Raw genomic sequence first — 26,719 nt, 5'->3', positions numbered from 1 at the left:
CCGAGGCCGACCGGCCGGTCAGCGACATCGCGGCGGTTGCCGGCCTGGGCGAGCGCCAGCTGCGGCGGCGCAGCGTCGCCGCCTATGGATACGGTCCGAAGACCCTGCACCGGATCTTCCGGATGCGCCGGGCGGTCGCGCTGGCGCGGGCCGGCCGGGCGTTCGCCGCGGTGGCCGCCGACGCGGGTTACGCCGACCAGGCCCACCTCTCCCGCGATGTGCGGGCGCTGGCCGGCGTGCCGTTGAGCGAGCTCGTTCCTCAGCCGGCGAGCGCGGCGTAAAGGTCGATGCCGTTGCCGTCCGGGTCGTGCACGACGGCGTAACGCTGGCCCCAGACCGCGTCCCAGGGCTCCATCACACCGGTGTGGCCCGCCTCGACGAGCCGGCGGTGAGTCTCGTCGACCCCGCCCGGGCTCGAGCAGTCGAAGGCGAGGCTGATCCGGGCGCCGTCCGGGCCGGGCGGGGTGAACTGCGGGTCGAAGGTCTTGATCGACGCGTGCGTGTCCCACATGAGACGCACGCCGCCGGGGAGGGTCACCTCGACGTGCGGCGCCTGCTCGGCGCCCTCGGCGAACTCCATCCCCAGCAGACGGTAAAAGGCGAGCGACGTCGCCATGTCGGCCACCGCGAGGCCGATCGCGTTCAGAACAGGAGTCATGACGGTGACGCTACGAGCCCGGCCCGCGGCTGTCTTGAACAAATCGGACGTCATGTCGGTGGCGGGTGTTCCCCCGTGGCGATGCCAGAAGGTAGTGTTCTGGCTCCGACGCGTATCCATCGACAGGAAGGCGTTGGCGCGATGACCTTGCGCATCCTCGTGGTGGGCGCCGGCATTGCCGGCCTGGCTGCGGCCCGGGGGCTGCGCGTCGCCGGTTTCCGGCCCGAGGTGGTGGAGGCGCTGCCCGCCACCGTGGTCCCCGGAGCGGGCATCTATCTTCCCGGCAACGCCTCCCGGGCGTTGCGCCTGCTCGGCCTCGACGTCCCGCTGCGCCCGCTCGGCGACCTGATCTTCCGTCAGGTCTTCCTCGACGTGCGCGGCCGCGAGCTGTTCGAGATGGACGTGGCCGCGCTCTGGGCCGGCGTCGGCGAGTCCCGCGCGCTCTCCCGGGCCGACCTGCAGCAGGTCCTGCTCACCGGGGTGGGCGGCGAGGTGCGCTACGAGACCGAGGTCCGGCGCCTGGAGATCGTCGACTCGGGCGCCAAGGTCGAGTTCTCCAGCGGCGACGTCGCGGAATATGACCTGGTCGTCGGGGCCGACGGTCGGCGCTCCACGATCCGGGAGCAGGTCGGGCTGGGCGGCCCGGCCGTCCCCACCGGTCAGATTGTCTACCGCTCGGTGGTCAGCGGCGGGCCGCCCCTGACCGACTGGACCGCGCTGCTCGGCCGGCGCTCGGCGTTCGTCGCCATGCCGATGGGCGGGCGCAAGCTGTACTGCTACGCCGACGAGACCGCGCCGGACACCCCCAACCCCGAGGACCCGCGCAAGCGGATGCTCGAGCTCTTCGGGGCCTACGGCGGTCCGGTGCCGGCCATCCTGGAGAAGATCGAGAAAGTGCAGGTGGCCCGGACCGCCGAGGTCGTGCTGCCGAGCTGGTCGCAGGGCCCGGTCGTGCTGGTCGGCGACGCGGCGCACGCCACCGCGCCGACCCTCGCGCAGGGCGCGGCCATGTCGTTCGAGGACGGCTGGGTCCTCGGGCAGGAGCTGCGCGACGCCGGCGGTGACATCCCGGCCGCCCTCCGCGGCTATGAGCAACGCCGCCGCCCCCGCTGCGCGGAGGTGCGCGAGCGGACCCGCGAGCGGGACCGCACCCGCGACGTCCCACCGTCCCTTCGCGACCCCATGCTGCGGCGTCGCGGCCTCCGGATCTTCACCGATCACTATCGGGAGCTCGTGTCGTCGGTCTGACGCTTAGGTCACCCCGCGCCCGCCGAAAGTCGGCGGGGGACTATTCTGCCAGCGGGGTACGCCCGATCTTCGGGGCACCTGAGAGGACGAACGAGACAACGGAGGCAATTCGTGACGACCGTTGCGCCGTCGCCGATCGCGACCCGACCATATCCGGTGCGGCGGCAGGTCAAGGGTTCGGCGTTTGCTCGGATCCTGCGCACGACGGACGCGAAGCAGATCGGGATCATGTACATGATCACGGCCTTCGTGTTCTTCCTGCTGGGCGGCCTGATGGCCCTCCTGATGCGTGCGGAGCTGGCACGGCCGGGCATGCAGCTGCTCTCACCGGAGCAGTTCAACCAGCTGTTCACCATGCACGGCACGATCATGCTGCTGTTCTTCGCGACACCGATCGTGTTCGCGTTCGGCAACTACGTGGTGCCGATCCAGATCGGCGCGCCCGACGTGTCGTTCCCGCGGCTGAACGCGTTCGCGTACTGGCTGTACCTGTTCGGCGGCCTGATCACCATGAGCGGGTTCCTCACCCCCGGTGGCGCGGCCGACTTCGGCTGGTTCGCGTACACGCCGCTCAGTGACTCGCTGCACTCGCCGGGTGTCGGCGGCAACGCCTGGGTGGTCGGCCTGGCCATCTCCGGTCTGGGCACGATCCTCGGCTCGGTCAACCTGATCACCACGATCCTGACCCTGCGGGCCCCGGGCATGACCATGTTCCGGATGCCGATCATGACCTGGAACATGCTGGTCACCGCGCTGCTCGCGATCCTGGTCTTCCCGTTCCTGGCGGCCGCGCTCTTCGCGCTCGCCGCGGACCGGATCCTCGGCGCGCACGTCTTCGACGTGGAGACCGGCGGCCCGATGCTCTGGCAGCACCTCTTCTGGTTCTTCGGCCACCCCGAGGTGTACATCATCGCCCTGCCGTTCTTCGGCATCATCACCGAAGTCATCCCGGTCTTCAGCCGCAAGCCGGTCTTCGGCTACAAGGGCCTGGTCGCCGCGACCCTGCTGATCGCCGCCCTGTCGATGAGCGTGTGGGCGCACCACATGTTCGTCACCGGCCAGGTGCTGCTGCCGTTCTTCAGCTTCCTCAGCTTCATGATCGCGGTGCCCACCGGCATGAAGTTCTTCGTCTGGATCGGCACCATGTGGCGCGGCCAGATCAGTTTCGAGTCGCCGATGCTCTTCGCGATCGGCTTCATGGTGACGTTCCTGTTCGGTGGCCTCTCCGGCGTGCTGCTGGCCTCGCCGCCGATCGACTTCCACGTCTCCGACTCGTACTTCGTGATCGCCCACTTCCACTACGTGCTGTTCGGCACGATCGTGTTCGCGGTCTTCGCCGGCATCTACTTCTGGTTCCCGAAGATGTTCGGCCGGATGCTCGACGAGCGGCTCGCCAAGATTCACTTCTGGCTGACGTTCATCGGCTTCCACGCCACGTTCCTGGTGCAGCACTGGCTCGGCACCAAGGGCATGCCCCGGCGCTACGCGGACTACCTGCCCAGCGACGGCTTCACCTTCCTGAACACCTTCTCCACGATCGGATCGTTCGTGCTGGGCCTGTCGACCCTGCCGTTCATCTACAACGTGTGGAAGTCGTACAAGGTCGGCCAGGTCACCACGCTGAACGACCCGTGGGGTCACGGCAACTCGCTGGAGTGGGCCACCACCAGCCCGCCGCCGCTGCGCAACTTCGACCGGATGCCGCGGATCCGCTCCGAGCGCCCCGCCTTCGACGAGAAGTTCCCGGAGCTGGCAGCCGGCGCCCAGTCCGTCGCCGGCCCGCCGGAAGGCGGCGCCCGGCCGCTGACCGCCGAGTCCGACGGTGGCGCCACCTATCAGGAGGACACGAGCAGCGATCGCTGATCGTTTCCTGAGACGCTGAGAGCGGCCCGCACTCTTCGGAGTGCGGGCCGCTCCTTGTTCCAGCCCTTGCAGCTCTGCCGCCTGGCCCGCCGTCCGGCTCTGCTGTCCCGCCTGTTGTCTGGCCTGCCGTCCGGCCTGCTGCCCCGCCTGTTGTCTGGCCTGCCGTCCGGCCTGCTGCCCCGCCTGCTGCCTGGCCTGCCGTCCGGCTCGGCCTGTCCTCCCGCGGCGGCTCCGCCCGCCGGCGGCTCTGCCCGCCACCGGCTTCGCTTGGCCTCCCGCGGCAGCTCTGCCTGCCTCACGGCTCTGCCTGCCTCACGGCTCTGCCTGCCCGGCGGCCCTGCCTGCCCGGCGGCCCTGCCTGCCCGGCGGCCCTGCCTGCCCCGCGGGCCGGCCTGCCCCCGTGGCGTGGTCGCGTTTGAGGGAAATTGGCGGTGAGTCCTTCGTCACTGAGAAGGCGTGCGAGCGCAGGGCGTGCGGGAAATGGGCGAGTAACGCGGCACTTGCCCGGTGCTAGCGGTGACCAGGGCGTATGGGACTGGATCTGACTGTGCCGGACAGCCGCCGCAGGGAAGAACTCGTTGGATTTGTGTCGTACCCCCACGGCAGGATGGTCTGCGGAGGTCAGGATCGACATGTTGCTCACGCCTTACCGCGAAACCCTCGCGCTGCCGAAGATCCGGTCGTTGCTGGTGGTCGCCACGCTCGCCCGCATCCCGATCGCGGCCGCGACGGTCGTGCTCACGCTGCATGTGGTCACCGACCTCGGCCGGGGTTATGGCGCGGCCGGCCTGATCGGTGCGGCCGCCACGATCGGCGGTTCGGTCGGTGCTCCGGTGATGGGCCGCCTGATCGACCGCCGCGGTCTGCGCCCGGTGCTCGTGCTGACCACGGTCGCCGAGGTCATCTATTGGCTGGTGGCGCAGAGCCTGCCCTATTGGGTGCTGCTGCCCGTGGCCGCGATCGGTGGCTTCCTGGCCCTGCCGGCCTTCTCGGTGGCCCGGCAATCCATCGCCGCCCTGACCCCCGAGTCGCACCGGTTGCCCGCCTTCGCTCTCGACTCGATCACCACCGAGATGTCGTTCATGGCCGGCCCCGCGCTGGGCGTGCTGATCGCGACGACCGCCGGCCCTCGTGTCGCCATGATCTCGCTGGCGGTCGGCATCCTGCTTGCCGGCGTCGGTCTGTGGCTGCTCAACCCGCCGGTCCGGGCGGCCCACGAGGCCCCGGTGACCAGCAGCGAGCGGGTCCCACGGCGCAGCTGGCTCAAGCCCCGGTTCGTCGCCGTCCTCGCCGTCACGATGGCCGCGACGATCGTCCTCGCCGGCACCGACGTGGCGGTGGTCGCCGTCCTCCGCGAGTCCGGCCAGGTCGCCTGGACCGGCGCGGTCCTCTCCCTGTGGGCGCTGTTCTCCCTGGTCGGCGGTTTCGTCTACGGCACGGTCCGCCGTGGCGTCCCCGCCTTGGCACTGTTCGCCCCCATGGCGCTCCTCACCCTCCCCGTCGGCCTAGGCGGCGACCACTGGTGGCTGCTGGCCCTGCTGCTGATCCCGGCCGGCGCCCTCTGCGCCCCCACGATCACCGCCAGCTCCGACGCCATCAGCCGCATGATCCCCGCCTCAGCGCGCGGCGAAGCCATGGGCCTGCACAACTCCGCCCTCACCGTCGGCGTCGCCCTGGGCGGCCCCATCGCCGGCCTGGCCATCGACACGAAGGGTCCAGCCTGGGGCTTCCTCGCCGTGGGCGCCGTCGGCGTCCTGGTCGCCCTACTCGTCCTCCCCACAGAACTACGCCGCCGCCGCGAAGCGGCAAAGCCATCCCTCCCTTCCGCCCACGCGGCGGAGCCGTCGCTTTCTTCCGGCGGCGGGGCGGAGCCGTCGCTTTCTTCCGGCGGCGGGGCGGAGCCGTCGCTTTCTTCCGGCGGCGGGGCGGAGCCGTCGCTTTCCTCCGACGATGCGGAGCCATCCCTACGCCGCTGAGTCATCCCTCCCGCTTCGAGACGCCGCTGGTCAGGCATTACCGCACTTACCAGTCCGAGAAGCCGTCCCGTCGCGACGACAGCTCCCTGCCCGTCTGAGCCGCCGATGCCGGGAGTGTCAGCTCGCAAGCGGGGCGGGGGCCGGGTGGGCGTTCCGGCGCTGGCGGGGCCAGGGACCGCATGCCGCCGCATGCCGATCTTGATCAGCCGGCTCTCCGTGCTGGTCGAGCGCGCACAGGCAGCCCTGGCGGCCAGCCGGTTCCCCGGCCGCACCGGGGAGTGGCTTCGGCGGGCCTGAACCGACGCTGATCGCCTGCTGGTTTGTCCGGCTGCGCGTGGGAGTTGCTCTGGCCGGCCTGAGCGCGGACGCCGTCAGACGCCATAGCCACCGCAGAAGGTCCCACTCAACGTTTCACGTCTATGACCCCGGCCTTGGTCGGGGCTCCGGCGGCAGCAACCTAACCGTGCACGGTCTCTGGATGCGGCGGGCGGCAAGGCGCGGCCAGTGGGGCAGCCGGACCTGGCGGGGCGATCCGGACCTGGTAGGGCGGCCCGGACGTGGCAGGGCGATCCGGACCTGGTGGGGCGGGCCGGACCTGGTAGGGCGGGCCGGACCTGGTAGGGGCGGCCCGGACGTGGCAGGGCGATCCGGACCTGGTGGGGCGGCCCGGACCTGGTGGGGGCGGCTCCGCGTGGCCGCCCGCTGGCGGGCTTCAGAGAGGCGGGCGGTGGGTGATGGGGTGGTCTGCGTCGGGGCTCAGGCACCAATCGAGGACCGACGGCCATGGGCCGTAACCGGCGTCGATGTTCAGATGGGCGGCGCCCGCGAGGACTGTGGTGGGGATGGCGAGCGGGCGGCCGTAGGCGGCTTCGGGGCCGGGCGGGCAGTACGGGTCGTTGTCCGTGCCGATCAGGCGGGTGTGGGTGGCGGCGGACCGCAGGTGGTCGGCGGTGAGGGCCGGCGGCAGGGCGAAAGCGGCGATCTCCGGGTTTCGCAGCGTGACCTCGCGGGAGGGCGGCGCGACCAGCAAGACCCGGTCCACCGGGACGGGGACCGCGGAGCGGGCCGCCGCGTTCAGCCACAGCAGGCAGCCGAGGCTGTGGCAGAGGACGGTCCGGTGCGGGCCGGGCAGGGCGGTCAGGCGGGTTTGCAGCTCGGCCAGCCAGGCGTCCACGTGGGGACAGTCGGGGTCGGGCAGCTGCGGGTATTCGACGGTGTGGCCGCGGGCGGTCAGTTCGCCGGCCAGCCAATGCTGCCAGTGCGCGGGCGGGCGGCGGTTCTGCCAGCCGTGCAGCAGCAGGAACGAGCTCACAGGCCGAACTTCGGTAGGCACGGGGTCACCCCTTCGATCGTGACCGGTGGCCGGTCCTGAGCGTTCCATCGTTCGCGGCTGAGGCGGAGCCGGTCGGAGATCAGCGCCTCGTCGCCTCGGGCGTCGACCGCGATGCCGTCCGGTTCGTAGCCGAGTTTGCGGGACACGCCCTGCGAGGCGTGGTTGTCCCGGAAGACGTCGGTCCGGGCGGTTTCCGCGCCCAGGTGGTCGAAGGCGAGCGTCAGCAGGCCGACCCGCGCCTCGGTGCCGTAACCCCTGCCGTGGTGGGCGAGGCCGAGCCACGACCAGGTGGTGACCTGCCGCACCACCCGGAAGTCGCGGGCCAGCAGGGCGACCACGCCGATCGGTTCGCCGTCGTGGAAGACGCCGAGGCCCAGCTGCCACTTCTCGGGGGTCCAGCCGGACAGGCCGCGCCAATGTTCCTGCAGCACGAACTGGGCCCGGTCGCCGTCGGTCCACGGCGAGAGGAACGGCTGCTCGCCGGGCGGGTGGACGCCGCCGGCCGCGACGTCGGCGAACCCGGCCAGTTCCTCGTCGCGGGGCAGGCGCAGCTCCAGGCGGGCGGTGCGGATGGTGAGGCCGTAAAGCGGCCAGACATCGACGAGTCGTGACATCTCGTCAGAATTCCAGAAACATCACGTGCATGCCGACCCGGCCGTGCACCGGATGGTCGAAGGACCGCGGGACCGTGCCGATTATCTGGAAGCCGAACCGCCGGTACAGATCCACGGCCACGGTGTTGGTCTCCACCACGGCGTTGAACTGCACCCCGGCGTACCCCTGCTGTCTGGCCCAATCGATGCTGTGCCGGCACAGCGCGGTGCCGACCCCGCGGCCGCGGGCCGCGGCCGCGACCATGTAGCTCGCGGTGGCGATGTGCGCGCCGGGCCCGGCCCGGTTGGGGCCCATCTTCGCGGTGCCGGCGATCTCGCCGGCGACAACCGCGACCACGGTACGCCCGGGCGGCTGCTCGACCCACATCGCCCGGGCCTCGGCCGGCGTCATCCGCGGGTCGTAGGGGAACGTCTCCCGGGCCTGCGCCACCTCCCGGACGATTGCCCCGACCGCCGGCCAGTCGTCGCCGGTCAGGGGCCGGATCTCAGGCGTCAACGACGGGTTGCCCGGTGGTGGCGACCGACGCGGCGCGCAACTGCTCCAGGGCGGCGTCGGTGGTCGCCCTGGCCACGCCGGCGGTCAGTTCCAGCAGCACGGTGGTGGCGAACCCCTCCGATGCCGCGTCGAGTGCGGTAGCTCGTACGCAATGGTCGGTGGCGATGCCGACGACCTCGACCTCGGTGACCCCCTTGGCCCGCAGCCAGCCGGCGAGGGTTTCGCCGGTCTCGGTGTGACCTTCGAAACCGGAGTACGCCGCCTGGTGCTCGCCCTTGTGGAAGACCGCCTCGATCCGGTCGGTGGTCAGCTCGGGGTGGAAGTCGGCGCCGGCGGAACCGACCACGCAGTGGGCCGGCCACGAGTCGACGAAGTCGGGGTGCTCGCTGAAGTGAGCGCCCGGGTCGACGTGGTAGTCCTTGGTGGCGACGACGTGGTCCCAGCGGTCGCCGGCCCGGTCGAGCACCAGCGAGATGCCCTTGGCGACGGCGGCGCCGCCGGCGACCGGCAGCGAGCCGCCTTCGCAGAAGTCGTTCTGTACGTCGACGATGATCAGCGCGCGGGACATCGTGAACAAATCCCCTCAGGCGGTGGGAACGATGACTACGGGAATGGCGGGGTCGCCCGCGGAGAGTTTCAGGCCCTCCCACGGGATGGAGATCAGGCACTGCCGGAGGTGGTCACGGGACTCGGTCAGCGTGGGGGTGGCCTGCACCTCGCCGTCGGCGACGTAGGAACGCTGCAGCAGCCGGTCGTTGGGCTGATGGTCGGGCACGCCCTGGGAGAAGATGATCTCCTCGATGGCGGTGCCGGTGGGCTTGTGGCGGCGCACCGCGGTCTTGCGGCCGCCGACCGTGGCCTTGTTCTCCGAGCGCTTGACCACCGGGCGCCCGTCGACCTCGACCAGCTTGTAGACGAGCCCGGCGGTGGGCGCCCCGGAGCCGGTGACCACCGCGGTGCCGGCGCCGTACATGTCCACCGGCTCGGCGGCGAGCGTGGCGATCGAGTACTCGTCCATGTCGCCGGAGACGATGATCTTTGTCTCGGTGGCGCCGAGCGAGTCGAGCAGCTCCCGGGACTGCTGGGCGAGCACCGACAGGTCACCCGAGTCGATGCGCACGGCCCGCAGGTCCGGCCCGGCGACCGCGATCGCGTTGCGGATGCCCTGGGAGATGTCGTACGTGTCCACGAGCAGCGTGGTGTTCTTCCCGAGCGCCGACACCTGCGACCCGAACGCGGTCGGCTCGTCGTCGTGCAGCAGCGTGAACGCGTGCGCCGACGTGCCGGTGGTCGGGATGCCGTAGGCCCGCCCCGCCGCCAGGTTCGACGTCGAGGCGAACCCGGCCAGGTACGCCGCGCGGGCGGCGGCGACCGCGGCGTGCTCGTGGGTGCGCCGCGAGCCCATCTCGATGATCGGCCGGCCGCGGGCCGCGGTGACCATCCGGGCGGCGGCGGCCGCGATGGCGCAGTCGTGGTTGAGCACCGACAGGATCAGCGTCTCCAGCACCACGCACTCGGCGAACCCGCCGGTGATGGTCAGGATCGGTGAGCCGGGGAAGAACAGCTCGCCCTCGAGGTAACCCTCGACGTCGCCGCTGAATCGGTAGTTCGCCAGCCAGGCGGCGGTGGTCTCGTCGACGATCCCGGCCGAGCGCAGGTAGGCGATCTCGTCCTCGTCGAACCGGAAGTTGCGGATCAGCTCGATCAGCCGGCCGGTGCCGGCCACGACGCCGTAACGCCGGCCGGTGGGCAGCCGCCGGGCGAACACCTCGAAGACGCAGCGCCGCTCCGCGGTGCCGTCCTTCAGCGCGGCGCTGATCATGGTCAGCTCGTAGTGGTCCGTCATCAGGGCCGGCGCGATGCTCTCCACGGACCTACCCTATTGCGCCGCCGGCCACGGTGCGGGGCACGGGCCAGGAACCGGTCTTGACCTGCGGTTCGGCGCTCCGGTTCACCGGTTCGGCGAATCCGGTGGCAACATGGGGGCATGGCGTTGCCTCAGGTTGCTCCCGTCGAGACGCCGGAGATCGAGGAAGTACCGGCCGCGGACCGGCCGTGGGTGACCATCGTCTGGGACGACCCGGTCAACCTCATGTCGTACGTGACGTGGGTCTTCCAGAAGCTCTTCGGTTACAGCAAGGAAAAAGCGGAGCAGCTGATGATGGATGTGCACACGAAGGGCAAGGCGGTGGTGTCCACCGGCGCCCGCGAGCGCATGGAGATGGACGCCAACCAACTGCACGGATACGGTCTCTGGGCAACTGTGGATCGGGCCTGACACTGAGCCGGCCAACCAAAACCGGGTGGGGATAGAGCATGTTCCGACGCAGCGGCGGCCAGTGTGTGGCCACCTTCGAGCACGACGAGGTGCGTGTCCTGCGCAAGGTGGCCGCTGAGGTGGTCGGTTTGCTGACCGACGGCATGGACCACACCGACCCGGTGGTGTCCCGGCTGTTCCCGGACATCTATCCGGACCGGCCGGAGGACTCGCAGGAGTTCCGCCTCTACACCGAGGGCGACCTCAAGACCAGCAAGATCGACCAGGCCGGCGCGATCCTGGCGGCGCTGCCCGACGAGGGCGAGGGCGAGGTCCGGCTGGACGGTGAGGCCGCCGAGGCCTGGCTGCGGGCGATCAACGACGCCCGCCTGGCGATGGGCACCCGGCTGGAGATCCAGGCCGACACCGACCTGGCCGACGAGCTGGACGAGGCGGTGCTCGAGGATCCGGGTTCGAGCCGGGTCTTCCAGCTGTCGGTCTATGCCTACCTGGGCTATCTGCAGGAGTCCCTGCTCAACGCGTTGCCGGAGATCAAGTAGCGGTCGGTGTGGGGACTGCCACGCTCAGCGGGGCAAAATCTCACGGTAATGTGAACGGCGTGCTGACCATCGACAGTGCGATCGTTCAGGCGATCGTCGCCCACGCCCGCCGGGACCACCCCGACGAGGCCTGCGGCGTCGTCGCCGGTGCGCTCGGCAGCGACGTGCCGTCCCGGCACATCCCGATGGACAACGCGGCGCGTTCGATGACCTTCTACGAGTTCGACTCGATGGAGCACCTGCGGGTGTGGCGCGAGATGGACGACCGTGACGAGGAGCCGGTGGTCATCTATCACTCGCACACCGCGACCGAGGCCTATCCGTCCCGCACGGACATCTCGTTCGCCGGCGAGCCGAACGCGCACTATCTCCTGGTTTCCACCCGCGAGCCGGATCGCGAGGAGATTCGCTCGTTCCGTATCGTGGACGGTGTGGTGACCGAGGAAGAGGTCAACATCGTGGATGCGACGGTGAAGGCGTGATTTCCACCTCCGTGCAGTCGTACATGTTCGGGCAGAGCCCGGCGTCGGTCTTCTACGAGTGTCGCTGCTGTTAACAGCGACCCGACCGACCCCTGCCCGATTTCGTTCGACCTTCCAAGGAGCATGACAGTCATGGCTATCGAAGTTCGCGTGCCCACCATCCTGCGCAACTACACCGGCGGCGCCAAGATCGTCGAGGGCGCCGGTGACACCCTCTCCGGTCTGATCGACGACCTGGACGCCAAGCACAACGGCCTCAAGGGCCGTCTGATCACCCCCGAGGGTGGCCTGCACCGGTTCGTCAACATCTACGTCAACGACGAGGACGTCCGTTTCCTGGGCGCGCTGGACGCGAAGCTCAACGACGGCGACTCGATCACCATTCTCCCGGCCGTGGCCGGTGGCGCGCTCGGCTTCGCGGCCGCGGCCGCCCTGCTGGGCGTCTGACGAGGTCGACGACGATGGCTCGCTTCGAGAGCCTGCTGGACGCGTGCGGGGGCACGCCGCTCGTCGGCCTGCCCCGCCTCTCCCCGGCGGTGCCCGATGGGGCGCCGCCGGTGCGGCTCTGGGCCAAGCTCGAGGACCGCAACCCGACCGGCAGCATCAAGGACCGCGCCGCACTGTTCATGGTGCGGGCCGCCGAGGAGTCCGGCCATCTCCGCCCGGGCGACACCATCCTCGAGCCGACCAGCGGCAACACCGGCATCGCCCTGGCCATGGTGGCGAAACTGCGCGGTTACCGGCTGGTCTGCGTGATGCCGGAGAACGTCTCCACCGAGCGCACCCAGCTGCTGCGGATGTACGGCGCGGAGATCATCTTCTCGCCGGCCGCCGGCGGCTCGAACCAGGCCGTGGCGACCGCCAAGCAGATCGCCGCCGAGCACCCCGACTGGAAGATGCTCTTTCAGTACGGCAACCAGGCGAACGCCCGCGCCCACTTCGAGACGACCGGGCCCGAGCTGCTGCACGACCTGCCCACGATCACGCACTTCGTGGCCGGCCTGGGCACCACCGGCACCCTGATGGGCACCGGCCGGTTCCTCAAGGAGAAGGTCGACGGCATCCAGATCGTCGCGGCCGAGCCGCGTTACGGCGAGCTGGTGTACGGGTTGCGCAACATCGACGAGGGCTACGTCCCCGAGCTGTACGACGCCTCCGTCCTCGACCGCCGCTTCTCCGTCGGCACCCGCGACGCGGTGCTGCGGACCCGCCAACTGGTCGAGGTGGAGGGCATCTTCGCCGGGTTCTCCAGCGGCGCGATCCTGCACGCCGCTCTCGCCGTCGCGCACGAGGCGGTGAAGGCCGGCAAACGGGCCGACGTGGCCTTCGTGATCGCCGATGGCGGCTGGAAATACCTGTCGACCGGCGCCTACGGCGGCACCCTCAACGACGCCGAGGAAGCCCTCGAGGGCCAGCTCTGGGCCTGACCCTACGGGGCCAGGGCCACCACGACCGCGGCGAGCATCGGCGGGGTCGCCACCGCCATCAGCAACCAGGGCAGCGTGCGCTGGTGGATGGCGAGGTAGGCGGCCGCCGCCGGGACCACGCTGAGCAGGGTCAGCACGCCCAGCACCGGCAGGTACCAGGTGGGCGCCCCGCTGAAGACGGTGATCACGGCGTACAGGCCGACGCCGACGCCGGTCAGGCCGAGCACGGCGCCGGCGAGCGCCATGGCGAGCATCCGGCGGGCGCTGGGCGCCGGATCATCGGGCGCCGGGAAGCGGAACGCCGTTGGCTCCCCGGCAGGTGCCGGTCGGGCCGGAGCGTTTCCGGACGCCGCGGTACGGGTAGTGCGGGCCTGTTCGACCGCGGTCACGTCGCCTCCATAAAATGACCTTGGGCGTATTACCCTGTGCAACGCCGACGGCTCACTCGACGTGACGGCGGGTTCGGTGATGACCGAGGTCACGGTGGCTGTGATGTGCGTTGTCGATTTGGCGACAAATAGATCAGTTGTTTACGTCAGGCACTGGTCGGGGCGTACGCTTCGCACCGTGATTGACTGGTCTGAGGAGTCCAGCGCGGACCGGTCCGGCGGGGCCTGGACGACCCGGTGTTGTTCGACCCGATGTGAGCCAGAGGGACCCGCATGCGACTAACCGTTCTCGGTTGTGCCGGTAGTTTCCCCGGCCCCGAGTCGGCGTGTTCGGCCTATCTCGTGGAAGCCGAGGGGTACCGGCTCCTGATCGACTTCGGGTCGGGATCGCTGTCCGCGCTGCAGCGGTACTCCGACATGCGCCGCGTCGATGCGATCCTGCTCACCCATCTGCACTGTGACCACATGCTGGACGCCTGCACCTATGTGGTGGTCCGTCGCTACGACCCGGCCGGCCCGCTGCCGCCGGTCCCGGTCTACGCCCCGCTGGGCGCCGCGGAGCGCATCGCCGCTGCCTACAGCACCGAGGGCGAGCCGGTCGACGACGTCTACACCTTCTACGGGCTGCAGCCGGGGACCTTCCCGATCGGCCCGCTCACCGTCACCGTCGACCGGGTCAATCACCCCGTGGAGACGTACGGGGTGCGCATCGAGCACAACGGCCGGGTCCTGGCCTACTCGTCGGACACCGCCCCGTGCGAGGCGCTGCTGCGGCTGGCCGCCGGCGCGGACCTGTTCCTCTGCGAGGCCAGCTATCAGGACGGCGTTTCCAACCCGCCGGACCTGCATCTGACCGGCGGTGAGGCGGGCGAGGCGGCCACCAAGGCGGATGTGGCAAAACTCCTGTTGACCCATCTCGTGCCTGCTTGGGCCAGTGAGGCCTCTATTGTGGAGGCCGCCGGCGCCGCGTACGCGGGGCCGGTCGAAGTGGTCCGACCGGGCGCCAGATACGATCTCTGAGCCGGTACGGGGGCGGGATCGGCTCAGCACCGATGCACCACGTGTCGTGATCTTGGAGTTGTTGCATGCGCATAGTTCGCCTGGCCAACTTCGTCACGGTCCATACCGGCGGGTTACGCACCGCACTCCGGCAGCTCGGCCGCGGTTACCAGCGGGCCGGGCACGAGGCGGTCCTGATCGTTCCCGGGCGCCGCTACTCCGACAAGGTGATGAAGCAGGGCCGGGTGATCACCCTGCCCAGCGCGCCGCTGCCGCGGACCGGTGGCTACCGGGTGCTGGCCGGCCGGCGTGAGCTCACCAACCTGCTGGACAGCCTGGAGCCCGACCGGATCGAGGTGTCGGACCGCACCACCCTGCGCTGGACCGGCAACTGGGCCCGCCAGCGGGGCGTCCGCTCGATGATGGTCTCCCACGAGAGCCTGGCCGGGCTGCTCGGGATATGGGGTATGCCGAAGCGCGACACCCTCGCCGACCGGTTCAACGAGCGGACCGCCGAGGCGTTCGACACGATCGTCTGCACCACCGCGTTCGCGGCCGCCGAGTTCCGCCGGATCGGCGCGCCCAACCTGGTCGAGGTCCCGCTCGGCGTGGACCTGGACGTCTTCAACCCGAGCCGGATGGACGTCGGGGTGCGCTCCCGGTATGCCCGGCCGGACGAGATGCTGGTCGTCTACGCCAGCCGGCTCTCCGCGGCGAAACGGCCCGAGCTGGCCGTGGACGCGGTCGCCGCCCTGCGCAACGGCAAGATCCCGGCGGTGCTGGTGATGGCCGGGGACGGCACGCGGCGGACGGCTCTGGCGTACCGGGCGGCCCGGCTGCCGGTCCGGTTCGCCGGGCACATCTCCGACCGCCGGGCCGTGGCCGCGCTGCTGGCCAGCGCGGACGTCACCCTCTCGCCGGGTCCGGTGGAGACCTTCGGCCTGGCCGCGCTGGAGTCGCTGGCCTGCGGCACCCCGGTGGTGGTGAACGAGCAGAGCGCCCTGTCCGAGGTGGTCGGCGATGCGGGCGTGGCCGTTCCCGGCACCGCCGAGGCGTTCGCCGACGCGGTGAGCGGCCTGATGGAGCGCCCGCGCGTCGAGCGGCGCGCCGCCGCCCGGGCCCGCGCTGAGAACTTCGGCTGGCAGCGGTCGGTCGACGGTTTCCTGCGGGCGCACGGCGCGCTCCCGGCGCCGGCGACGGTGCCGGCGACCGTCCCGGTCGCGGCCACCCTGCTGCGCCCGGCGGTCCCGCGCACCCGCAAGCCCGGGGCGGACGAAGCCGGCGCGGCCCGTTACGCATAGGGTGAGGTCATGGCGCGACCCGACGGCCGGACGGCCGACCAGCTGCGGCCGGTGACCCTGACCCGGCAATGGAGCATCCACCCCGAAGGTTCGGTTCTGGTGGAGTTCGGCAACACCCGGGTGCTCTGCACCGCGAGCGTCACCGAGGGCGTTCCCCGCTGGCGCAAGGGCTCCGGGCTCGGCTGGGTCACCGCGGAGTACGCGATGCTGCCACGGGCCACGAACACCCGCGGCGACCGGGAGAGCGTCAAGGGCAAGGTCGGCGGGCGGACCCAGGAGATCTCCCGGCTGATCGGCCGCAGCCTGCGGGCCTGCATCGACCTGAAGGCGCTCGGCGAGAACTCGATCGTGCTCGACTGCGACGTGCTGCAGGCCGACGGCGGCACCCGGACCGCCGCGATCACCGGGGCCTATGTGGCGCTGCACGACGCGGTGTCCTGGCTGGCCGACCGCAAGTCGCTGGCCGGCAAGGTGGAGAAGGTGCTGCACACCTCGATCCAGGCGGTCAGCGTCGGCATCATCGACGGCGAGGCCCGGCTGGACCTGATGTACGACGAGGACGTCTCCGCCGAGGTCGACATGAACGTGGTGTGCACCGGCGCCGGCGACTTCGTCGAGGTGCAGGGCACCGGTGAGAACGGCGTTTTCCGGAGGGCACAGTTGGACGCGATGCTCGACCTCGGGGTGCTCGGGTGCGCCGAGCTGGCCGCCGCACAGCAGAAGGCCCTGGCCGCGTGAGCGCCCGGCTGCTCCTCGCCACCGGGAACCAGAAGAAGCTCGCCGAGCTGCAGCGCATCCTGGACGCCGCGCTCGGCCTGCAGCAGATTGAGCTGATCGGCCTCGGTGATTTCCCCGACTACCCGGACGTGCCCGAGACCGGCCTGACGTTCGGTGAGAACGCGCTGATCAAGGCCCGGGAGGGCGCGAAGCGCACCGGGCTGCCCACGGTGGCCGACGACTCCGGCATCGCGGTGAACGCGCTGAACGGCATGCCCGGTGTGTTCAGTGCGCGCTGGTCCGGCAAGCACGGCGACGACCAGGCCAATCTGGACCTGCTGCTCGCCCAGATCAGCGACGTCTCCGACGCCCAGCGCGGCGGCGCGTTCGTCTGCGCGGCCGCCCTGGTCCTGCCGAACGGCCGCGAGCACCTGGTCGAGGGCCGCCAGACCGGCCGGCTGCTGCGCAGCCGGCGCGGCGAGGGCGGCTTCGGTTACGACCCGATCTTCGTCGGCGACGGCCAGGATCGGACCAACGCCGAGCTGAGCCCGGCCGAGAAGGACGCGATCAGCCACCGGGGCAAGGCGTTCCGCGAGCTTGCCAAGGTCATCGCCAAGGAACTGCCCCGCTGACGCGCTAGCCGAGCGGGCCGACGGCTGCTTCGATGTCGGCCCGCAGCGCCGGGCCGGCGATCACCGCGCGGGCCTGCTCCAGCACCGGGGCCAGGAACAGATCCGGTCCCGGTGTCCCGGCGAACGGCTCGACCGCGGCCACCGCGGCGCGTCCCGCCGGGGACGGGGTGAGCGGCGAACGCAGCTGCACGCCGCGGACCGCCGACAGCAGCTCGACCGCGAGCAGGCTGGTCAGGTTGTCCAGCACGGTGCGCAGCTTCTTGGCCGCCGCCCAGCCCATCGACACGTGGTCCTCCTGCATGCCGCTGGTGGGCAGCGAGTCCACCGAGGCCGGTGAGGCGAGCCGCCGGTTCTCCGCGACGATGCCGGCCGCCGTGTACTGGGCGATCATCAGGCCCGAGTTGACCCCGGCGTCCGGGGAGAGGAACGGCGGCAGGTCCCGGGACCGGGTGACGTCGAGCAGCCGGTCCACCCGGCGTTCGGCGATCGCGCCCACCTCGGCGGCGGCGATGGCCAGGTAGTCGGCGACGAAGCCGAGCGGCGCGCCGTGGAAGTTGCCGGTCGACTCGACCCGCCCGTCGGTGAGCACCACCGGGTTGTCGACCACCGAGACCAGCTCGCGGGAGCAGACCAGCTCGACGAAGCCGAGGGTGTCGCGGGCCGCGCCGGCCACCTGCGGTGCGCAGCGCATCGAGTACGCGTCCTGCACCGCGTGCGCCAGGTCGTCCCGGTGCGAATCCATGATCGCCGAGTTCTGCAGCAGCCGGTGGATGTTCGCGGCCGACGCGGCCTGCCCCGGATGCGGGCGGATGCTGTGCAGCTCCGGCAGGAACGGCCGCTCCGAGCCGAGCATCGCCTCGATCGCCAGCGCCGCGGTCACGTCGGCCATCGCGAACAGGTGTGCCGCGTCCGAGATCGCCAGCAGCAGCATGCCGAGCATCCCGTCGGTGCCGTTGATCAGCGCCAGGCCCTCCTTGGCGGCCAGCTCCAGCGGCCGCAGCCCGGCACTGTGCAACGCCTCGGCGGCGGACATCCGGGCGCCGTCCTTGCCCAGCACCCAGCCCTCGCCGAGCAGCACCATCGCGCAGTGGGCGAGCGGGGCCAGGTCACCGGAGGCGCCCAGCGAGCCGTGCTCCGGAACCCACGGGGTGATCTCGTGGTTGAGCAGGTCGACCAGGCCCTGGGCGAGCACCGGGCGGACCCCGGAGCGGCCCATCGCCAGCGACCGCACGCGCAGCAGCATCATGGCCCTGACCACCTCGCGCGGCATCGGCGCGCCGATGCCGGCGGCGTGCGAGCGGATCAGCGCGTGCTGCAGCTCGGCGCGCCGCTGCGGGGCGATCGAGGTGTTGGCGAGCGCGCCGAAACCGGTCGAGACCCCGTAGACCGGGCGGCCGGAGGTCTCGATGTCGTCGACGATGGCGCGGCTGGCCGCCATCGCCTCGACGGCGGCGGGGGAGAGTTCGACATGGGCGTCGCCGCGGGCGACGGCGAGCACGTCGGCGGCGGAAACGCCGGTGGGCTGAACTATGACGGTCATCGCGGTGCTCCGTGCTGCAGGACGTGGCGGATCAGGGGGACACCCGGCCGGTAGGCCAGGTGCAGGTGGGAGGGCGCGTCGAGCACGATCAGGTCGGCTCGGGCGCCGGGCGAGATCCGGCCGAGGTCGGTGCGGCGCAGGGCGGCAGCGCCACCCGCGGTGGCCGCGTGCACGGCCTCGGTCGGGGTCAGGCCCATTTCTCGTACGGCCAGCGCGATGCAGAACGGCATCGAGGAGGTGTACGACGAACCGGGGTTGCAGTCGGTCGCCAGCGCCACGGTGGCGCCCGCGTCCAGCAGCCGGCGGGCGTCCGGATAGGGCGACCGGGTGGAGAACTCGGCTCCCGGCAGCAGCGTGGCGACGGTGTCCGAGCCGGCGAGCGCGTCCACGTCGGCGTCGTCCAGGTGGGTGCAGTGATCGGCGCTGGCCGCCCCGAGCTCGACGGCCAGCCGCACCCCCGGGCCCGGGCCCAGCTGGTTGGCGTGCAGCCGCAGACCCAGGCCGCGCTTCGCGCCGGCCGTCAGGATCGCGCGGGCCTGGTCACCGTCGAACGCGCCACGTTCGCAGAAGACGTCGACCCATTTCGCGTACGGGGCCGCGGCGTCCAGCATCTCGCCCTGGACCAGGTCGACGTAGTCGTCGGGGCGGTCCGCGTACTCGGCCGGGACGACGTGCGCGCCCAGGAAGGTGGTCTCTGTGGACAATTCGGCGGCCACCCGCAGGGATCGGACCTCGTCGGGGACGCTCAGCCCGTACCCCGATTTGATCTCGATCGTGGTGGTGCCCTGCCGCAGCGCCTCGCTGACCAGGCGCCGTGCGTTGCCGCGCAGCTCGTCGTCGCTCGCGGAGCGGGTGGCGGCGACCGTGGTGCGGATGCCGCCACCGGTGTAGGGCTGCCCGGCCATCCGCGCGCTGAACTCGGCCGCCCGGTCTCCGGCGAAGACCAGGTGGGCGTGGCTGTCGACGAAGCCGGGCAGCACCGCCGCGCCGTCGGCGTCGAGCCGCAGGTCGGCCGCGGGTGCCTGGGTGGCGGGGCCGACCCAGGCGATCCGGTCGCCGTCGACGACGACCGCGGCGTCGTGCCGGATGCCGTGGTCCGGGTCGTTGGTGAGCAGCTCACCGATGTTCGTGACGATCAGGCTCACGCTGTGCCTGCCTTCGGCGTGCGCTCCCGGCCCTCGCCTGCGAGGCCGTTGTTCGGTGCGGCTGAGTGCCGCTCGGTGCAGTCGCTCACGCCACTACCTCCATGATCGCCGCCCGCAGCTCGGCCGGCACGTCCATCGAGCGGTGCCGTCCCTCGGTGACCACGTGCCGGCCGTCCACGATCACGTCGGTGACGTCGGCGGCGGTGGCCGCGAAGACCAGCCCGCCCGGATCGGTCCCGGCGGTCCGGGCGGTGTCGAGCGAGACCGCCACCAGGTCGGCCCGCCCGCCCACGGCGATCTCGCCGGCGTCGGGCCAGCCCAGTGAGGCGTGCCCGGCGGTGGTGGCCGCGGTGATCAGCTCGGCGGCGCCGAAGTGGCCGCGCTGCCGGGTGGCGAGGCGCTCGTCCATCTCCAGGCCGCGTGCCTCCTCGAAGGGATCGATCACGGCGTGGCTGTCGCTGCCCAGGGTGAGCACGGCGCCCGCGTCGGCCAGCGCCCGCGCCGGGCCGATGCCGTCGGCCAGATCCCGCTCGGTGGTCGGGCAGAAGCAGACGAACTGCTCGTCCAGCATCCTCGTGTCGGCGGCCGACAGGTGGGTGGCGTGCACCGCGGTGGTCATCGGCTGCCAGACGCCCAGGCGATCGAGCAGTTCGGTGGGGGAGCAGCCGTGTACGGCCTGGCACGCCTCGTTCTCGGCCGGCTGCTCGGAGAGGTGCACGTGCACCGGCAGCCCGTCGGTGCGCTGGGCGAAAGTGGCCATGCCGTCGACCGGGGCGGCCCGCACCGAGTGCAGCGCCGCGCCGATCCGCACGCCGTCCCCGCCGCGCAGCTGCTCGAAGCGGGACCACCAGCCGTCGTAGTCGCCGTCGCCGAAGCGCTCCTGCACGCCCTCCAGCGGCTTGCCGTCCACTCCGGCGGTCAGGTAGACCGCGTCCAGCAGGGTGATCCTGATGCCGGCCTCGCGGGCCGCCTCGATCAGCGCGTGGCCCATCGCGTTCGGGTCGGCGTACCGGGTGCCGTCCGGCCCGTGGTGCAGGTAGTGGAACTCGCCGACGCTGGTGATCCCGGCCAGGGCCATCTCGCCGTAGACCGCCCGGGCGAGCGCGCGGTAGCTGTCCGGGTCGAGCCGCCCGGCGACCTGGTACATCAGCTCGCGCCAGGTCCAGAAGCTGCCCCGGCCGGCATGGGTGCGGCCGCGCAGCGCCCGGTGGAAGGCGTGCGAGTGCGCGTTGGCGAAGCCGGGCAGCACGAGCCCGCGCAGCCGGGTGCCCTCGGGGCGGGCGCCGGGCGTGACAGCGGTGAACCGGTCACCGGTCACCTCGATCAGCACGTCGCGCTCGACCCGGCCGCCGACCCACGCCTGCTCCGCGAAATACCTCACGTCAGGTCCTCCAGCACCGTGGCGAGCGCCTCGATACCGGCCTCGCAGTCGGCGTCGGTGGCGTGCTCGGCGGGGGAGTGCGACACCCCGGTCGGGTTGCGGACGAAGAGCATCGCGGTCGGCACGTGCGCGGAGAGCACCCCGGCGTCGTGCCCGGCCCCGGTCGGCAGAATCGGCGCACCCTGCAGTTTTCCGGCCAGCCGCTGGGCCAGGCCCTCGTCGAAGGCGACCTCGCCGGTCACCGACTCGGGGGTCACGGTCAGCTCGGTGCCGTCCCGGCCGGCCCGCTCGGTCGCCTTCTTCACCACCGCGTCGACCAGCCGGTCCAGGGTGGCGGTGTCGGCGGCGCGGGCGTCCAGCCAGCCGCGCACCAGCGACGGGATGGCGTTGGTGGCGTTCGGCTCGGCCTGCACCCGGCCCACGGTCGCGTGCGCCCCGGCGAGCCGGGCCTCCTTGTTCGCGGCCAGCACGGTGAAGGCGAAGGTCAGCATCGGGTCGCGGCGGTCGGTCATCCGGGTGGTGCCGGCGTGGTCGCCGACCCCGGCGAAGTCCATCCGCCACCGGCCGTGCGGCCAGATCGCGCTCGCCACCCCGACCGGCACCGCCAGCGCCCGGCCCTGCTCGATGTGCAATTCGATCACCGCGGCCAGCTGTCCGATTTCCGGTAGCGCGCCGGCCGGGCGGCGGCCCAGCGCGGCGCCGAAGGTGATCCCGTCGTGATCGGTCAGCGCGGCTGCCCGGTCCGGGTCGATCGCGCCGGTCAGCAGCCGGGAGCCGAGACACGGCACGCCGAACCGGCCGCCCTCCTCCTCGGCGAAGGCGGCAATCGCGATCTTGCGGTCCGGGTCGAGCCGGTCGGCCGCCAGGAACGCGCTCACGATGCCCAACGGACCGTCGTAACCGCCGCCGTGCGGCACCGAGTCGAAGTGCGAGCCGGTCAGCACCGTGCCCGGTGCCCACGGTTCGCCCCGCCACGCGAAGAGGTTCCCGTTGCCGTCCTCAGTGACCGTCATGTCCCTTCGCGCGGCCTGAGCGCGGAACCAGTCGCGCAGCGTCAGCTCCGGCGTGGTCAGCGCATACCGGAGGTAACCGCCGCTCTCGGCCCGGCCGATCGGCGCGATCTCGGCCCACAGTTTCGCGAACTCACTCATGCCGCATCGGACTCTGCTTGTTCATAGGAACGTGCACGTCGGCCGCCGACTGCGACTCGTAGCCCGCGTCCACGTGCCGCAGCACACCCATCGCCGGGTCGTTGGTGAGCACCCGCTCGATCTTCTGCCCGGCCAGCTCGGTGCCGTCCGCGACGCAGACCTGCCCGGCGTGGATGCTGCGGCCGATGCCCACCCCGCCGCCGTGGTGGATCGACACCCAGCTCGCCCCGGACGCCGTGTTGACCAACGCGTTCAGCAGCGGCCAGTCGGCGATCGCGTCGGAGCCGTCGAGCATCGCCTCGGTCTCCCGGTAGGGCGAGGCCACCGACCCGGAGTCCAGGTGGTCCCGGCCGATGACGATCGGCGCGCTGAGCTCGCCCCGCGCGACCATGTCGTTGAACCGGACCCCGGCCCTGTCCCGCTCGCCGTAACCCAGCCAGCAGATCCGTGCCGGCAGCCCCTGGAAGGCGACCTTCTCCCCGGCCATCCGGATCCACCGGGCCAGCGGCTCGTTGTCCGGGAACAGGTCCAGGATCGCCCGGTCGGTGGCGGCGATGTCGGCCGAGTCGCCGGAGAGCGCCGCCCACCGGAACGGCCCCTTGCCCTCGGCGAACAGCGGCCGGATGTAGGCGGGCACGAACCCGGGGAAGTCGAAGGCCCGCTCGTAACCGGCCAGTTTCGCCTCGCCGCGGATCGAGTTGCCGTAGTCGAACACCTCGGCGCCGCCGTCCTGGAACCCGACCATCGCGGCGACCTGCTTGGCCATGCTGGCCCGGGACCGGTCGGTGAACTCGTCCGGCTTGGTCCGGGCGTACTCCGCCGCGTCGTCCAGCTCGACCCCGACCGGCAGGTAGCTCAGCGGGTCGTGGGCGCTGGTCTGGTCGGTCACGATGTCGATCTCGACGCCCTTGACCAGCAGCTCGGGGAAGACCACGGCGGCGTTGCCGACGACGCCGACGCTGAGCGGGCGGCGCTCGCGCTTGGCCTGCAGCGCCATCTCCACGGCCCGGTCCAGGTCGTCGGCGATCACGTCCAGGTAGCGGGTGTCGACGCGGCGCTGCAGCCGGGTGCGGTCGACGTCGACGATCAGGCAGACGCCGCCGTTCATGGTCACCGCAAGGGGCTGGGCGCCGCCCATCCCGCCGCAGCCGCCGGTCAGCGTCAGCGTGCCGGCCAGGTCGCCGTTGAACCGCTTGGCGGCCACCGCGGCGAACGTCTCGTAGGTGCCCTGCAGGATGCCCTGGGTGCCGATGTAGATCCACGAACCGGCGGTCATCTGTCCGTACATGGTCAGGCCGAGCTGCTCCAGGCGGCGGAACTCCGGCCAGGTGGCCCAGTCGCCGACCAGGTTCGAGTTGGCGATCAGCACGCGCGGCGCCCACTCGTGGGTGCGCAGCACACCGACCGGCTTGCCGGACTGCACCAGCAGCGTCTCGTCGCCCCGGAGCGTGTCCAGCTCGCGGACGATCGCGTGGAAGGACGGCCAGTCCCGGGCGGCCCGGCCGGTCCCGCCGTAGACCACCAGATCCTGCGGCCTTTCGGCCACATCGGGGTCCAGGTTGTTCATCAGCATGCGCTTGGCGGCCTCCTGCGGCCAGCCCACAGCGGTGTACGCCGTACCGCGCGGCGCCCTGATCTCCGACATCGTCGTCTCCTCTTCCTACGCCAGGAATGTGTGCCGGCGAGCCGCCGTCGCCTCGAACTCCTCCAGACGGCGCTGCACCGGCTCCGGCGCCGTGTCACACATCGCCTGCAGCAGCACCATGGCCATCGCCATCGGGCCGGTGTGCAGGTCGAACACCAGCTGGGTGCCGACCGCGGCGGGCAGCACCACATCGGCCGACTCGGCGACCGGGCTCACCACGGAGTCGGTGATCGCGACCACCGCGAGACCCGACGCCTTGGCCTCCCGGACGGCGTCGACCGCCTCGCGCGGATAACGCGGTAACACGAAGGCCAGCATGGCACCGGCACCGGCCGCGCGGGCCTGATCGAGCCGGTCCAGCAGGCCGGTGCCCCCGCTGTCGAGCACCCGCACGTCCGGGAAGACCTTCGCCGCGAAATAGCCGAAATACGCCGCCAGGGGCGCGGCGGCCCGCAGGCCCAGCACCGGCAGCGGGCGGTCGGTGGTGAGCAGCCGGGCGGCGGTGCGCACGTCGTCGAGGTCGTGCAGCTGCTCGCTGAGGCGCTGCAGGTGCCCGGTCTCGGCGTGCACCGCGCGCTGCATCGCGTTCTGCCCGGCCGGCTCGCTCGGCCCGGTCGCGGTCAGCGCGCGCAGCTCCCGCCGCAGCGCCGGATAGCCGGAGTAGCCCAGCGCCATCGCGAACCGGGTCACCGACGGCTGGCTCACCCCGGCCAGGTCGGCCACCTCGGCGGCGGAGAGGTAGGCCGCCTTCTCGGCGTGCTCCACCAGGCTGTGCGCGATCCGCCGCTGGGTGGGGGTCAGGCGTGCGCCCTGGAACAGGTCGAGAACCCGCCCACCCGGCCTGACAGCTTCGTCATTCACATTCGCAGCTTATGCATGAAAACTTTCACGCGCCAGGGGTTCGCCGTGCCCAACGAGCTGCGACCTTTTATTTTAGTCGGCCGATTTCAGGCTTGGTGGCCGATGCTAACGCTAAGTGATTGCTCGGCTTGTAGATGACTCTCGTTCAGGTAGGAGTCCAGCTGGGGATTCGTCTGCCTCCTGGAGGTGGAGCTGATTACCTTGCGTACGTGAAGTTCGACGTCGGCCACATAACTTTGAAGGTCGACGGCACGAACGGGGAAGGACGTTGGGCGCGTCGGAGCGCACGGTTTCTGGATGAGCCCGACCTGTGCTGCGTTGGCTGGACTGCTCTGTGAGCCGTCAGCCTTAGTCAGCGGACTTCGGCCGTGGTTGGCGATGACCTTTATGGAAGGGTGTCAAGATCATCATTCTGTTCTTGATGCGACCTGGCGGGGCCCACCAGCCGAGGGCCTCGGTGCGGCCACAACAGGGCGCTGACAGCTCTCGGCGGGTTCTCGGTGTCGCGTGGCGCCGTGGGCGCGGCGACAGGCATGGGCGTCGGCCGTTGGGCATGGAGTGTTTGTGACGCCACGATCCCGATTAGGCGTGTCGTGCTAGGTAGCTCGCCGATGTGTCCGAACTTTCGGTCCGACCGGTCATGAGGGTGGCGGCTGCGGTCAAGCAACGTACTGCGGTTGCTCGGGTCGGCCGCCCAGATCGAGGAAGATTTGTTCAGCCTGCACTGGCGCACCACACCGACCAAACTGTCGATGGAGGAGGCCCGGCGCAAGGTCGCGGGGCATCTAGTCTCACCGTGCACCGAACAGCAACTGTCACGGATCATCGTGCGGGGCAGCCGTACCCGTGTGGTGGTGGGCACCCCGGCCACTGGCATCAGCCGGGTACGCGACCTGCTCGAGGAAGCCAAGGTGTTCGGGGCGCAGTTCCAGCTGGCCACCCCATCGAGCCCGGCCGCGTACCGGCGGGAACTGCGCGCCGGCCAACCGGGCGGGGTGCACCGGGTCGTCCTCAAGCGACCTCCCCATCGGGGTGAAGATCGAATCGGTGATCGAGACGCTCGACCTGGCGGCACGGATGCAACCGCAAGCGGGGGTCACCCGAACCGTCGTGGTCGCCATCGACGCCAGCGCCCCGGACATCATCGACGCGCTGACCGGATCGACCCCCGCGATCAGTGCTGACGACGTGATGCCGCTGCGGCGCGTGTCCGACACCGGCTTGCGTTCGTGGCTGTCGGACAACGACCTGTCCCGCTGCTTCGACAACGCGGCCAGCCAGTCGAAACTGATGCAGGTCACCGGAGGATGGCTGTCGCTGCTCGACCGTGCGGCGGCCTTGGCGGTCGACCTCGGCCGATCCAAGCGGGTGTGCGACCAGCTCGAGGCTACGCTTTCCGTCGCCTCCGGCGCAGGGAGCTGATCACCGAGACTGGGCTTCGTGCGCACCAGGCTGCGGCGGCATTCGAGACATTGATCGAGTACGCGGACCCGATCACCATTGAAGACCTCACGCAGTTGTGTGATGGCGTCAGCCACGACCCGGCTCGCACCGTAGAGGTCTTGCGCCTCCTGGACGTGCTGACTGCGACCGAGTCTGACGGCCGTTGGATGCCTGAACCGGTACTCGCACGGGCCTGGAGAACCGTCCGCCAGTTGTGACAAGCTGCGGCTGCGGTGCCGGCCCTCTGCCACTGTGCGGCACCGGTGGGGTCCGGCTCCGCAGCCCAGCGGCTCAGAAGGTACGTGCCACGCAGGGGCACCGGCCAGGCGTACGGCGTCACATCCAGACCGCCGCCGCGGACAATGCGCCGGCGATCCGTTGGCTGGGCTGCCGCAGCCCGCTGAAACGCGTTGCCCTGGACGGCTGACGAGATCAGGGCAGCCTGTGTGTACGACGCTGCGGATGTCGGGTCAGGGGGCCGAGCCAACTGCCTTCCCGAGACAACCGATGTGGGCTTGACCCGATTCGACGGACAGGGTCGATGAGTTGATCTTCACGCTACCTTGAGGGCGGGTAGCGGGGCGAGGCTGGTGCCCGTCTC

Annotated in this window: 27 protein-coding genes and 1 pseudogene; 14 read left to right on the top strand and 14 right to left on the bottom strand. The window is 71.1% G+C overall.

The features are described 5' to 3' along the window. Window positions 1–281, top strand: a 281-nt coding sequence (locus AB0F81_RS39070; protein WP_360206269.1) for a helix-turn-helix domain-containing protein, incomplete at its 5' end; no start/stop codon positions are given. Here the strand turns inward: AB0F81_RS39070 and AB0F81_RS39065 are convergent. Beyond that, window positions 260–658 (bottom strand): VOC family protein, encoded by a 399-nt coding sequence (locus tag AB0F81_RS39065; protein ID WP_360206267.1) that lies wholly within the window; start codon window positions 656–658, stop codon window positions 260–262. The two genes, AB0F81_RS39070 and AB0F81_RS39065, sit on opposite strands and share 22 nt — an antisense overlap. A gap of 141 nt (window positions 659–799) precedes the next feature. Here AB0F81_RS39065 and AB0F81_RS39060 point away from each other — a divergent pair, with 141 nt between their 5' ends. The 3 genes from AB0F81_RS39060 to AB0F81_RS39050 all read left to right on the top strand — a co-directional run bounded on the left by AB0F81_RS39060 (window position 800) and on the right by AB0F81_RS39050 (window position 5,745). Beyond that, on the top strand, window positions 800–1,906 hold the full coding sequence (locus tag AB0F81_RS39060) for an FAD-dependent monooxygenase (protein ID WP_360206266.1): 1,107 nt from the start codon (window positions 800–802) through the stop codon (window positions 1,904–1,906). A gap of 111 nt (window positions 1,907–2,017) precedes the next feature. Then, on the top strand, window positions 2,018–3,769 hold the full coding sequence (gene ctaD, locus AB0F81_RS39055; RefSeq protein ID WP_360206265.1) for a cytochrome c oxidase subunit I: 1,752 nt from the start codon (window positions 2,018–2,020) through the stop codon (window positions 3,767–3,769). A 632-nt stretch (window positions 3,770–4,401) separates the two neighbouring features. Beyond that, a complete protein-coding gene (locus AB0F81_RS39050; RefSeq protein ID WP_360206263.1) occupies window positions 4,402–5,745 on the top strand; it encodes an MFS transporter in 1,344 nt (447 codons plus the stop codon). A gap of 712 nt (window positions 5,746–6,457) precedes the next feature. Here the strand turns inward: AB0F81_RS39050 and AB0F81_RS39045 are convergent. Genes AB0F81_RS39045 through AB0F81_RS39025 form a run of 5 tightly spaced genes read right to left on the bottom strand, consistent with a single transcriptional unit; the run spans window position 6,458 to window position 10,058 of the window. After that, entirely contained in the window at window positions 6,458–7,057 is a 600-nt protein-coding gene (locus tag AB0F81_RS39045; RefSeq protein WP_360206261.1) for an alpha/beta hydrolase, read from the bottom strand. Beyond that, on the bottom strand, window positions 7,054–7,692 hold the full coding sequence (locus AB0F81_RS39040; RefSeq protein ID WP_360206258.1) for a GNAT family protein: 639 nt from the start codon (window positions 7,690–7,692) through the stop codon (window positions 7,054–7,056). Before AB0F81_RS39040 ends, AB0F81_RS39045 begins: the two co-directional genes overlap by 4 nt. Window positions 7,693–7,696: 4 nt before the next feature. Then, entirely contained in the window at window positions 7,697–8,188 is a 492-nt protein-coding gene (locus tag AB0F81_RS39035) for a GNAT family N-acetyltransferase (protein ID WP_360206255.1), read from the bottom strand. Then, the gene (locus AB0F81_RS39030; protein WP_360206252.1) at window positions 8,178–8,756 is read right to left on the bottom strand and encodes a nicotinamidase; all 579 of its coding nucleotides are present in this window, start codon (window positions 8,754–8,756) and stop codon (window positions 8,178–8,180) included. Before AB0F81_RS39030 ends, AB0F81_RS39035 begins: the two co-directional genes overlap by 11 nt. A gap of 15 nt (window positions 8,757–8,771) precedes the next feature. After that, window positions 8,772–10,058, bottom strand: coding sequence for a nicotinate phosphoribosyltransferase (locus AB0F81_RS39025; RefSeq protein WP_360206250.1), 1,287 nt, complete (start codon window positions 10,056–10,058; stop codon window positions 8,772–8,774). A 117-nt stretch (window positions 10,059–10,175) separates the two neighbouring features. On the opposite strand from AB0F81_RS39025, the gene clpS reads away from it, so the two are divergent. From clpS to AB0F81_RS39000, 5 genes and pseudogenes are all read left to right on the top strand, one after another. Continuing rightward, window positions 10,176–10,466, top strand: a complete 291-nt coding sequence (gene clpS / locus AB0F81_RS39020; RefSeq protein ID WP_122976524.1) for an ATP-dependent Clp protease adapter ClpS — start codon at window positions 10,176–10,178, stop codon at window positions 10,464–10,466. 38 nt (window positions 10,467–10,504) lie between these two features. Next, on the top strand, window positions 10,505–11,005 hold the full coding sequence (locus tag AB0F81_RS39015) for a DUF2017 domain-containing protein (RefSeq protein WP_328465666.1): 501 nt from the start codon (window positions 10,505–10,507) through the stop codon (window positions 11,003–11,005). A gap of 59 nt (window positions 11,006–11,064) precedes the next feature. Next, window positions 11,065–11,561 (top strand): annotated as a pseudogene (locus AB0F81_RS39010) (M67 family metallopeptidase). A gap of 58 nt (window positions 11,562–11,619) precedes the next feature. Further along, window positions 11,620–11,934, top strand: coding sequence for a MoaD family protein (locus AB0F81_RS39005; RefSeq protein ID WP_360206245.1), 315 nt, complete (start codon window positions 11,620–11,622; stop codon window positions 11,932–11,934). Between the two features lie 14 nt (window positions 11,935–11,948). Next, window positions 11,949–12,914 (top strand): cysteine synthase, encoded by a 966-nt coding sequence (locus AB0F81_RS39000; protein WP_360206243.1) that lies wholly within the window; start codon window positions 11,949–11,951, stop codon window positions 12,912–12,914. Between the two features lie 2 nt (window positions 12,915–12,916). On the opposite strand, the gene AB0F81_RS38995 is transcribed toward AB0F81_RS39000, so the two are convergent. Beyond that, entirely contained in the window at window positions 12,917–13,303 is a 387-nt protein-coding gene (locus AB0F81_RS38995) for a hypothetical protein (RefSeq protein WP_360206240.1), read from the bottom strand. 273 nt (window positions 13,304–13,576) lie between these two features. Here AB0F81_RS38995 and AB0F81_RS38990 point away from each other — a divergent pair, with 273 nt between their 5' ends. The 4 genes from AB0F81_RS38990 (at window position 13,577) to rdgB (ending at window position 16,952) form a co-directional block, all read left to right on the top strand. Next, window positions 13,577–14,323: an MBL fold metallo-hydrolase gene (locus AB0F81_RS38990; RefSeq protein WP_360206237.1), complete on the top strand. Its 747-nt coding sequence runs from the start codon at window positions 13,577–13,579 to the stop codon at window positions 14,321–14,323. Between the two features lie 65 nt (window positions 14,324–14,388). Further along, a complete protein-coding gene (locus tag AB0F81_RS38985) occupies window positions 14,389–15,603 on the top strand; it encodes a glycosyltransferase (RefSeq protein WP_360206234.1) in 1,215 nt (404 codons plus the stop codon). 9 nt (window positions 15,604–15,612) lie between these two features. Further along, on the top strand, window positions 15,613–16,341 hold the full coding sequence (gene rph / locus AB0F81_RS38980) for a ribonuclease PH (RefSeq protein WP_360206231.1): 729 nt from the start codon (window positions 15,613–15,615) through the stop codon (window positions 16,339–16,341). Beyond that, entirely contained in the window at window positions 16,338–16,952 is a 615-nt protein-coding gene (gene rdgB, locus AB0F81_RS38975; RefSeq protein ID WP_360206228.1) for an RdgB/HAM1 family non-canonical purine NTP pyrophosphatase, read from the top strand. The genes rph and rdgB overlap by 4 nt, the downstream gene beginning before the upstream one ends. A gap of 4 nt (window positions 16,953–16,956) precedes the next feature. Here the strand turns inward: rdgB and hutH are convergent, their stop codons facing one another. The 7 genes from hutH to AB0F81_RS38940 all read right to left on the bottom strand — a co-directional run bounded on the left by hutH (window position 16,957) and on the right by AB0F81_RS38940 (window position 25,703). Next, window positions 16,957–18,492, bottom strand: coding sequence for a histidine ammonia-lyase (gene hutH, locus AB0F81_RS38970; protein WP_360206226.1), 1,536 nt, complete (start codon window positions 18,490–18,492; stop codon window positions 16,957–16,959). Further along, complete coding sequence (gene hutI, locus AB0F81_RS38965; protein ID WP_360206223.1) at window positions 18,489–19,637, bottom strand: imidazolonepropionase; 1,149 nt, start codon at window positions 19,635–19,637, stop codon at window positions 18,489–18,491. The genes hutH and hutI overlap by 4 nt, the downstream gene beginning before the upstream one ends. An 85-nt stretch (window positions 19,638–19,722) precedes the next feature. After that, window positions 19,723–21,018 carry a formimidoylglutamate deiminase gene (locus AB0F81_RS38960; protein ID WP_360206220.1) on the bottom strand — a complete coding sequence of 432 codons (1,296 nt, stop codon included), beginning with the start codon at window positions 21,016–21,018 and terminating at the stop codon, window positions 19,723–19,725. Beyond that, window positions 21,015–22,169 carry an allantoate amidohydrolase gene (locus tag AB0F81_RS38955; protein ID WP_360206217.1) on the bottom strand — a complete coding sequence of 385 codons (1,155 nt, stop codon included), beginning with the start codon at window positions 22,167–22,169 and terminating at the stop codon, window positions 21,015–21,017. The genes AB0F81_RS38960 and AB0F81_RS38955 overlap by 4 nt, the downstream gene beginning before the upstream one ends. Continuing rightward, on the bottom strand, window positions 22,162–23,814 hold the full coding sequence (gene hutU, locus AB0F81_RS38950; protein WP_360206214.1) for a urocanate hydratase: 1,653 nt from the start codon (window positions 23,812–23,814) through the stop codon (window positions 22,162–22,164). The genes AB0F81_RS38955 and hutU overlap by 8 nt, the downstream gene beginning before the upstream one ends. 15 nt (window positions 23,815–23,829) lie before the next feature. Continuing rightward, entirely contained in the window at window positions 23,830–24,675 is an 846-nt protein-coding gene (locus AB0F81_RS38945; protein WP_360206211.1) for a MurR/RpiR family transcriptional regulator, read from the bottom strand. Between the two features lie 815 nt (window positions 24,676–25,490). After that, window positions 25,491–25,703 (bottom strand): hypothetical protein, encoded by a 213-nt coding sequence (locus tag AB0F81_RS38940; RefSeq protein WP_328465696.1) that lies wholly within the window; start codon window positions 25,701–25,703, stop codon window positions 25,491–25,493. Window positions 25,704–25,707: 4 nt separating this feature from the next. Between AB0F81_RS38940 and AB0F81_RS38935 the strand changes: the two genes are divergently transcribed. Beyond that, on the top strand, window positions 25,708–26,097 hold the full coding sequence (locus AB0F81_RS38935) for a hypothetical protein (RefSeq protein WP_360206208.1): 390 nt from the start codon (window positions 25,708–25,710) through the stop codon (window positions 26,095–26,097). Window positions 26,098–26,719: the final 622 nt, after the last annotated feature.

Origin of the sequence: Actinoplanes sp. NPDC024001, from assembly GCF_040638955.1 — a bacterium.
GTDB lineage: Bacteria > Actinomycetota > Actinomycetes > Mycobacteriales > Micromonosporaceae > Actinoplanes.
This window is presented reverse-complemented; position numbering and strand designations above follow the sequence as displayed.

What these genes read in the sequence shown, in the direction of transcription:
- AB0F81_RS39065 (WP_360206267.1), bottom strand. Translation starts at nt 658, where the DNA reads ATGACTCCTGTTCTGAACGCGATCGGCCTCGCGGTGGCCGACATGGCG.
- AB0F81_RS39060 (WP_360206266.1), top strand. Translation starts at nt 800, where the DNA reads ATGACCTTGCGCATCCTCGTGGTGGGCGCCGGCATTGCCGGCCTGGCT.
- AB0F81_RS39050 (WP_360206263.1), top strand. Translation starts at nt 4,402, where the DNA reads ATGTTGCTCACGCCTTACCGCGAAACCCTCGCGCTGCCGAAGATCCGG.
- AB0F81_RS39040 (WP_360206258.1), bottom strand. Translation starts at nt 7,692, where the DNA reads ATGTCACGACTCGTCGATGTCTGGCCGCTTTACGGCCTCACCATCCGC.
- AB0F81_RS39030 (WP_360206252.1), bottom strand. Translation starts at nt 8,756, where the DNA reads ATGTCCCGCGCGCTGATCATCGTCGACGTACAGAACGACTTCTGCGAA.
- clpS (WP_122976524.1), top strand. Translation starts at nt 10,176, where the DNA reads ATGGCGTTGCCTCAGGTTGCTCCCGTCGAGACGCCGGAGATCGAGGAA.
- AB0F81_RS39015 (WP_328465666.1), top strand. Translation starts at nt 10,505, where the DNA reads ATGTTCCGACGCAGCGGCGGCCAGTGTGTGGCCACCTTCGAGCACGAC.
- AB0F81_RS39005 (WP_360206245.1), top strand. Translation starts at nt 11,620, where the DNA reads ATGGCTATCGAAGTTCGCGTGCCCACCATCCTGCGCAACTACACCGGC.
- AB0F81_RS39000 (WP_360206243.1), top strand. Translation starts at nt 11,949, where the DNA reads ATGGCTCGCTTCGAGAGCCTGCTGGACGCGTGCGGGGGCACGCCGCTC.
- AB0F81_RS38990 (WP_360206237.1), top strand. Translation starts at nt 13,577, where the DNA reads ATGCGACTAACCGTTCTCGGTTGTGCCGGTAGTTTCCCCGGCCCCGAG.
- AB0F81_RS38985 (WP_360206234.1), top strand. Translation starts at nt 14,389, where the DNA reads ATGCGCATAGTTCGCCTGGCCAACTTCGTCACGGTCCATACCGGCGGG.
- rph (WP_360206231.1), top strand. Translation starts at nt 15,613, where the DNA reads ATGGCGCGACCCGACGGCCGGACGGCCGACCAGCTGCGGCCGGTGACC.
- hutH (WP_360206226.1), bottom strand. Translation starts at nt 18,492, where the DNA reads ATGACCGTCATAGTTCAGCCCACCGGCGTTTCCGCCGCCGACGTGCTC.
- AB0F81_RS38955 (WP_360206217.1), bottom strand. Translation starts at nt 22,169, where the DNA reads ATGAGTGAGTTCGCGAAACTGTGGGCCGAGATCGCGCCGATCGGCCGG.
- hutU (WP_360206214.1), bottom strand. Translation starts at nt 23,814, where the DNA reads ATGTCGGAGATCAGGGCGCCGCGCGGTACGGCGTACACCGCTGTGGGC.
- AB0F81_RS38940 (WP_328465696.1), bottom strand. Translation starts at nt 25,703, where the DNA reads ATGGGGAGGTCGCTTGAGGACGACCCGGTGCACCCCGCCCGGTTGGCC.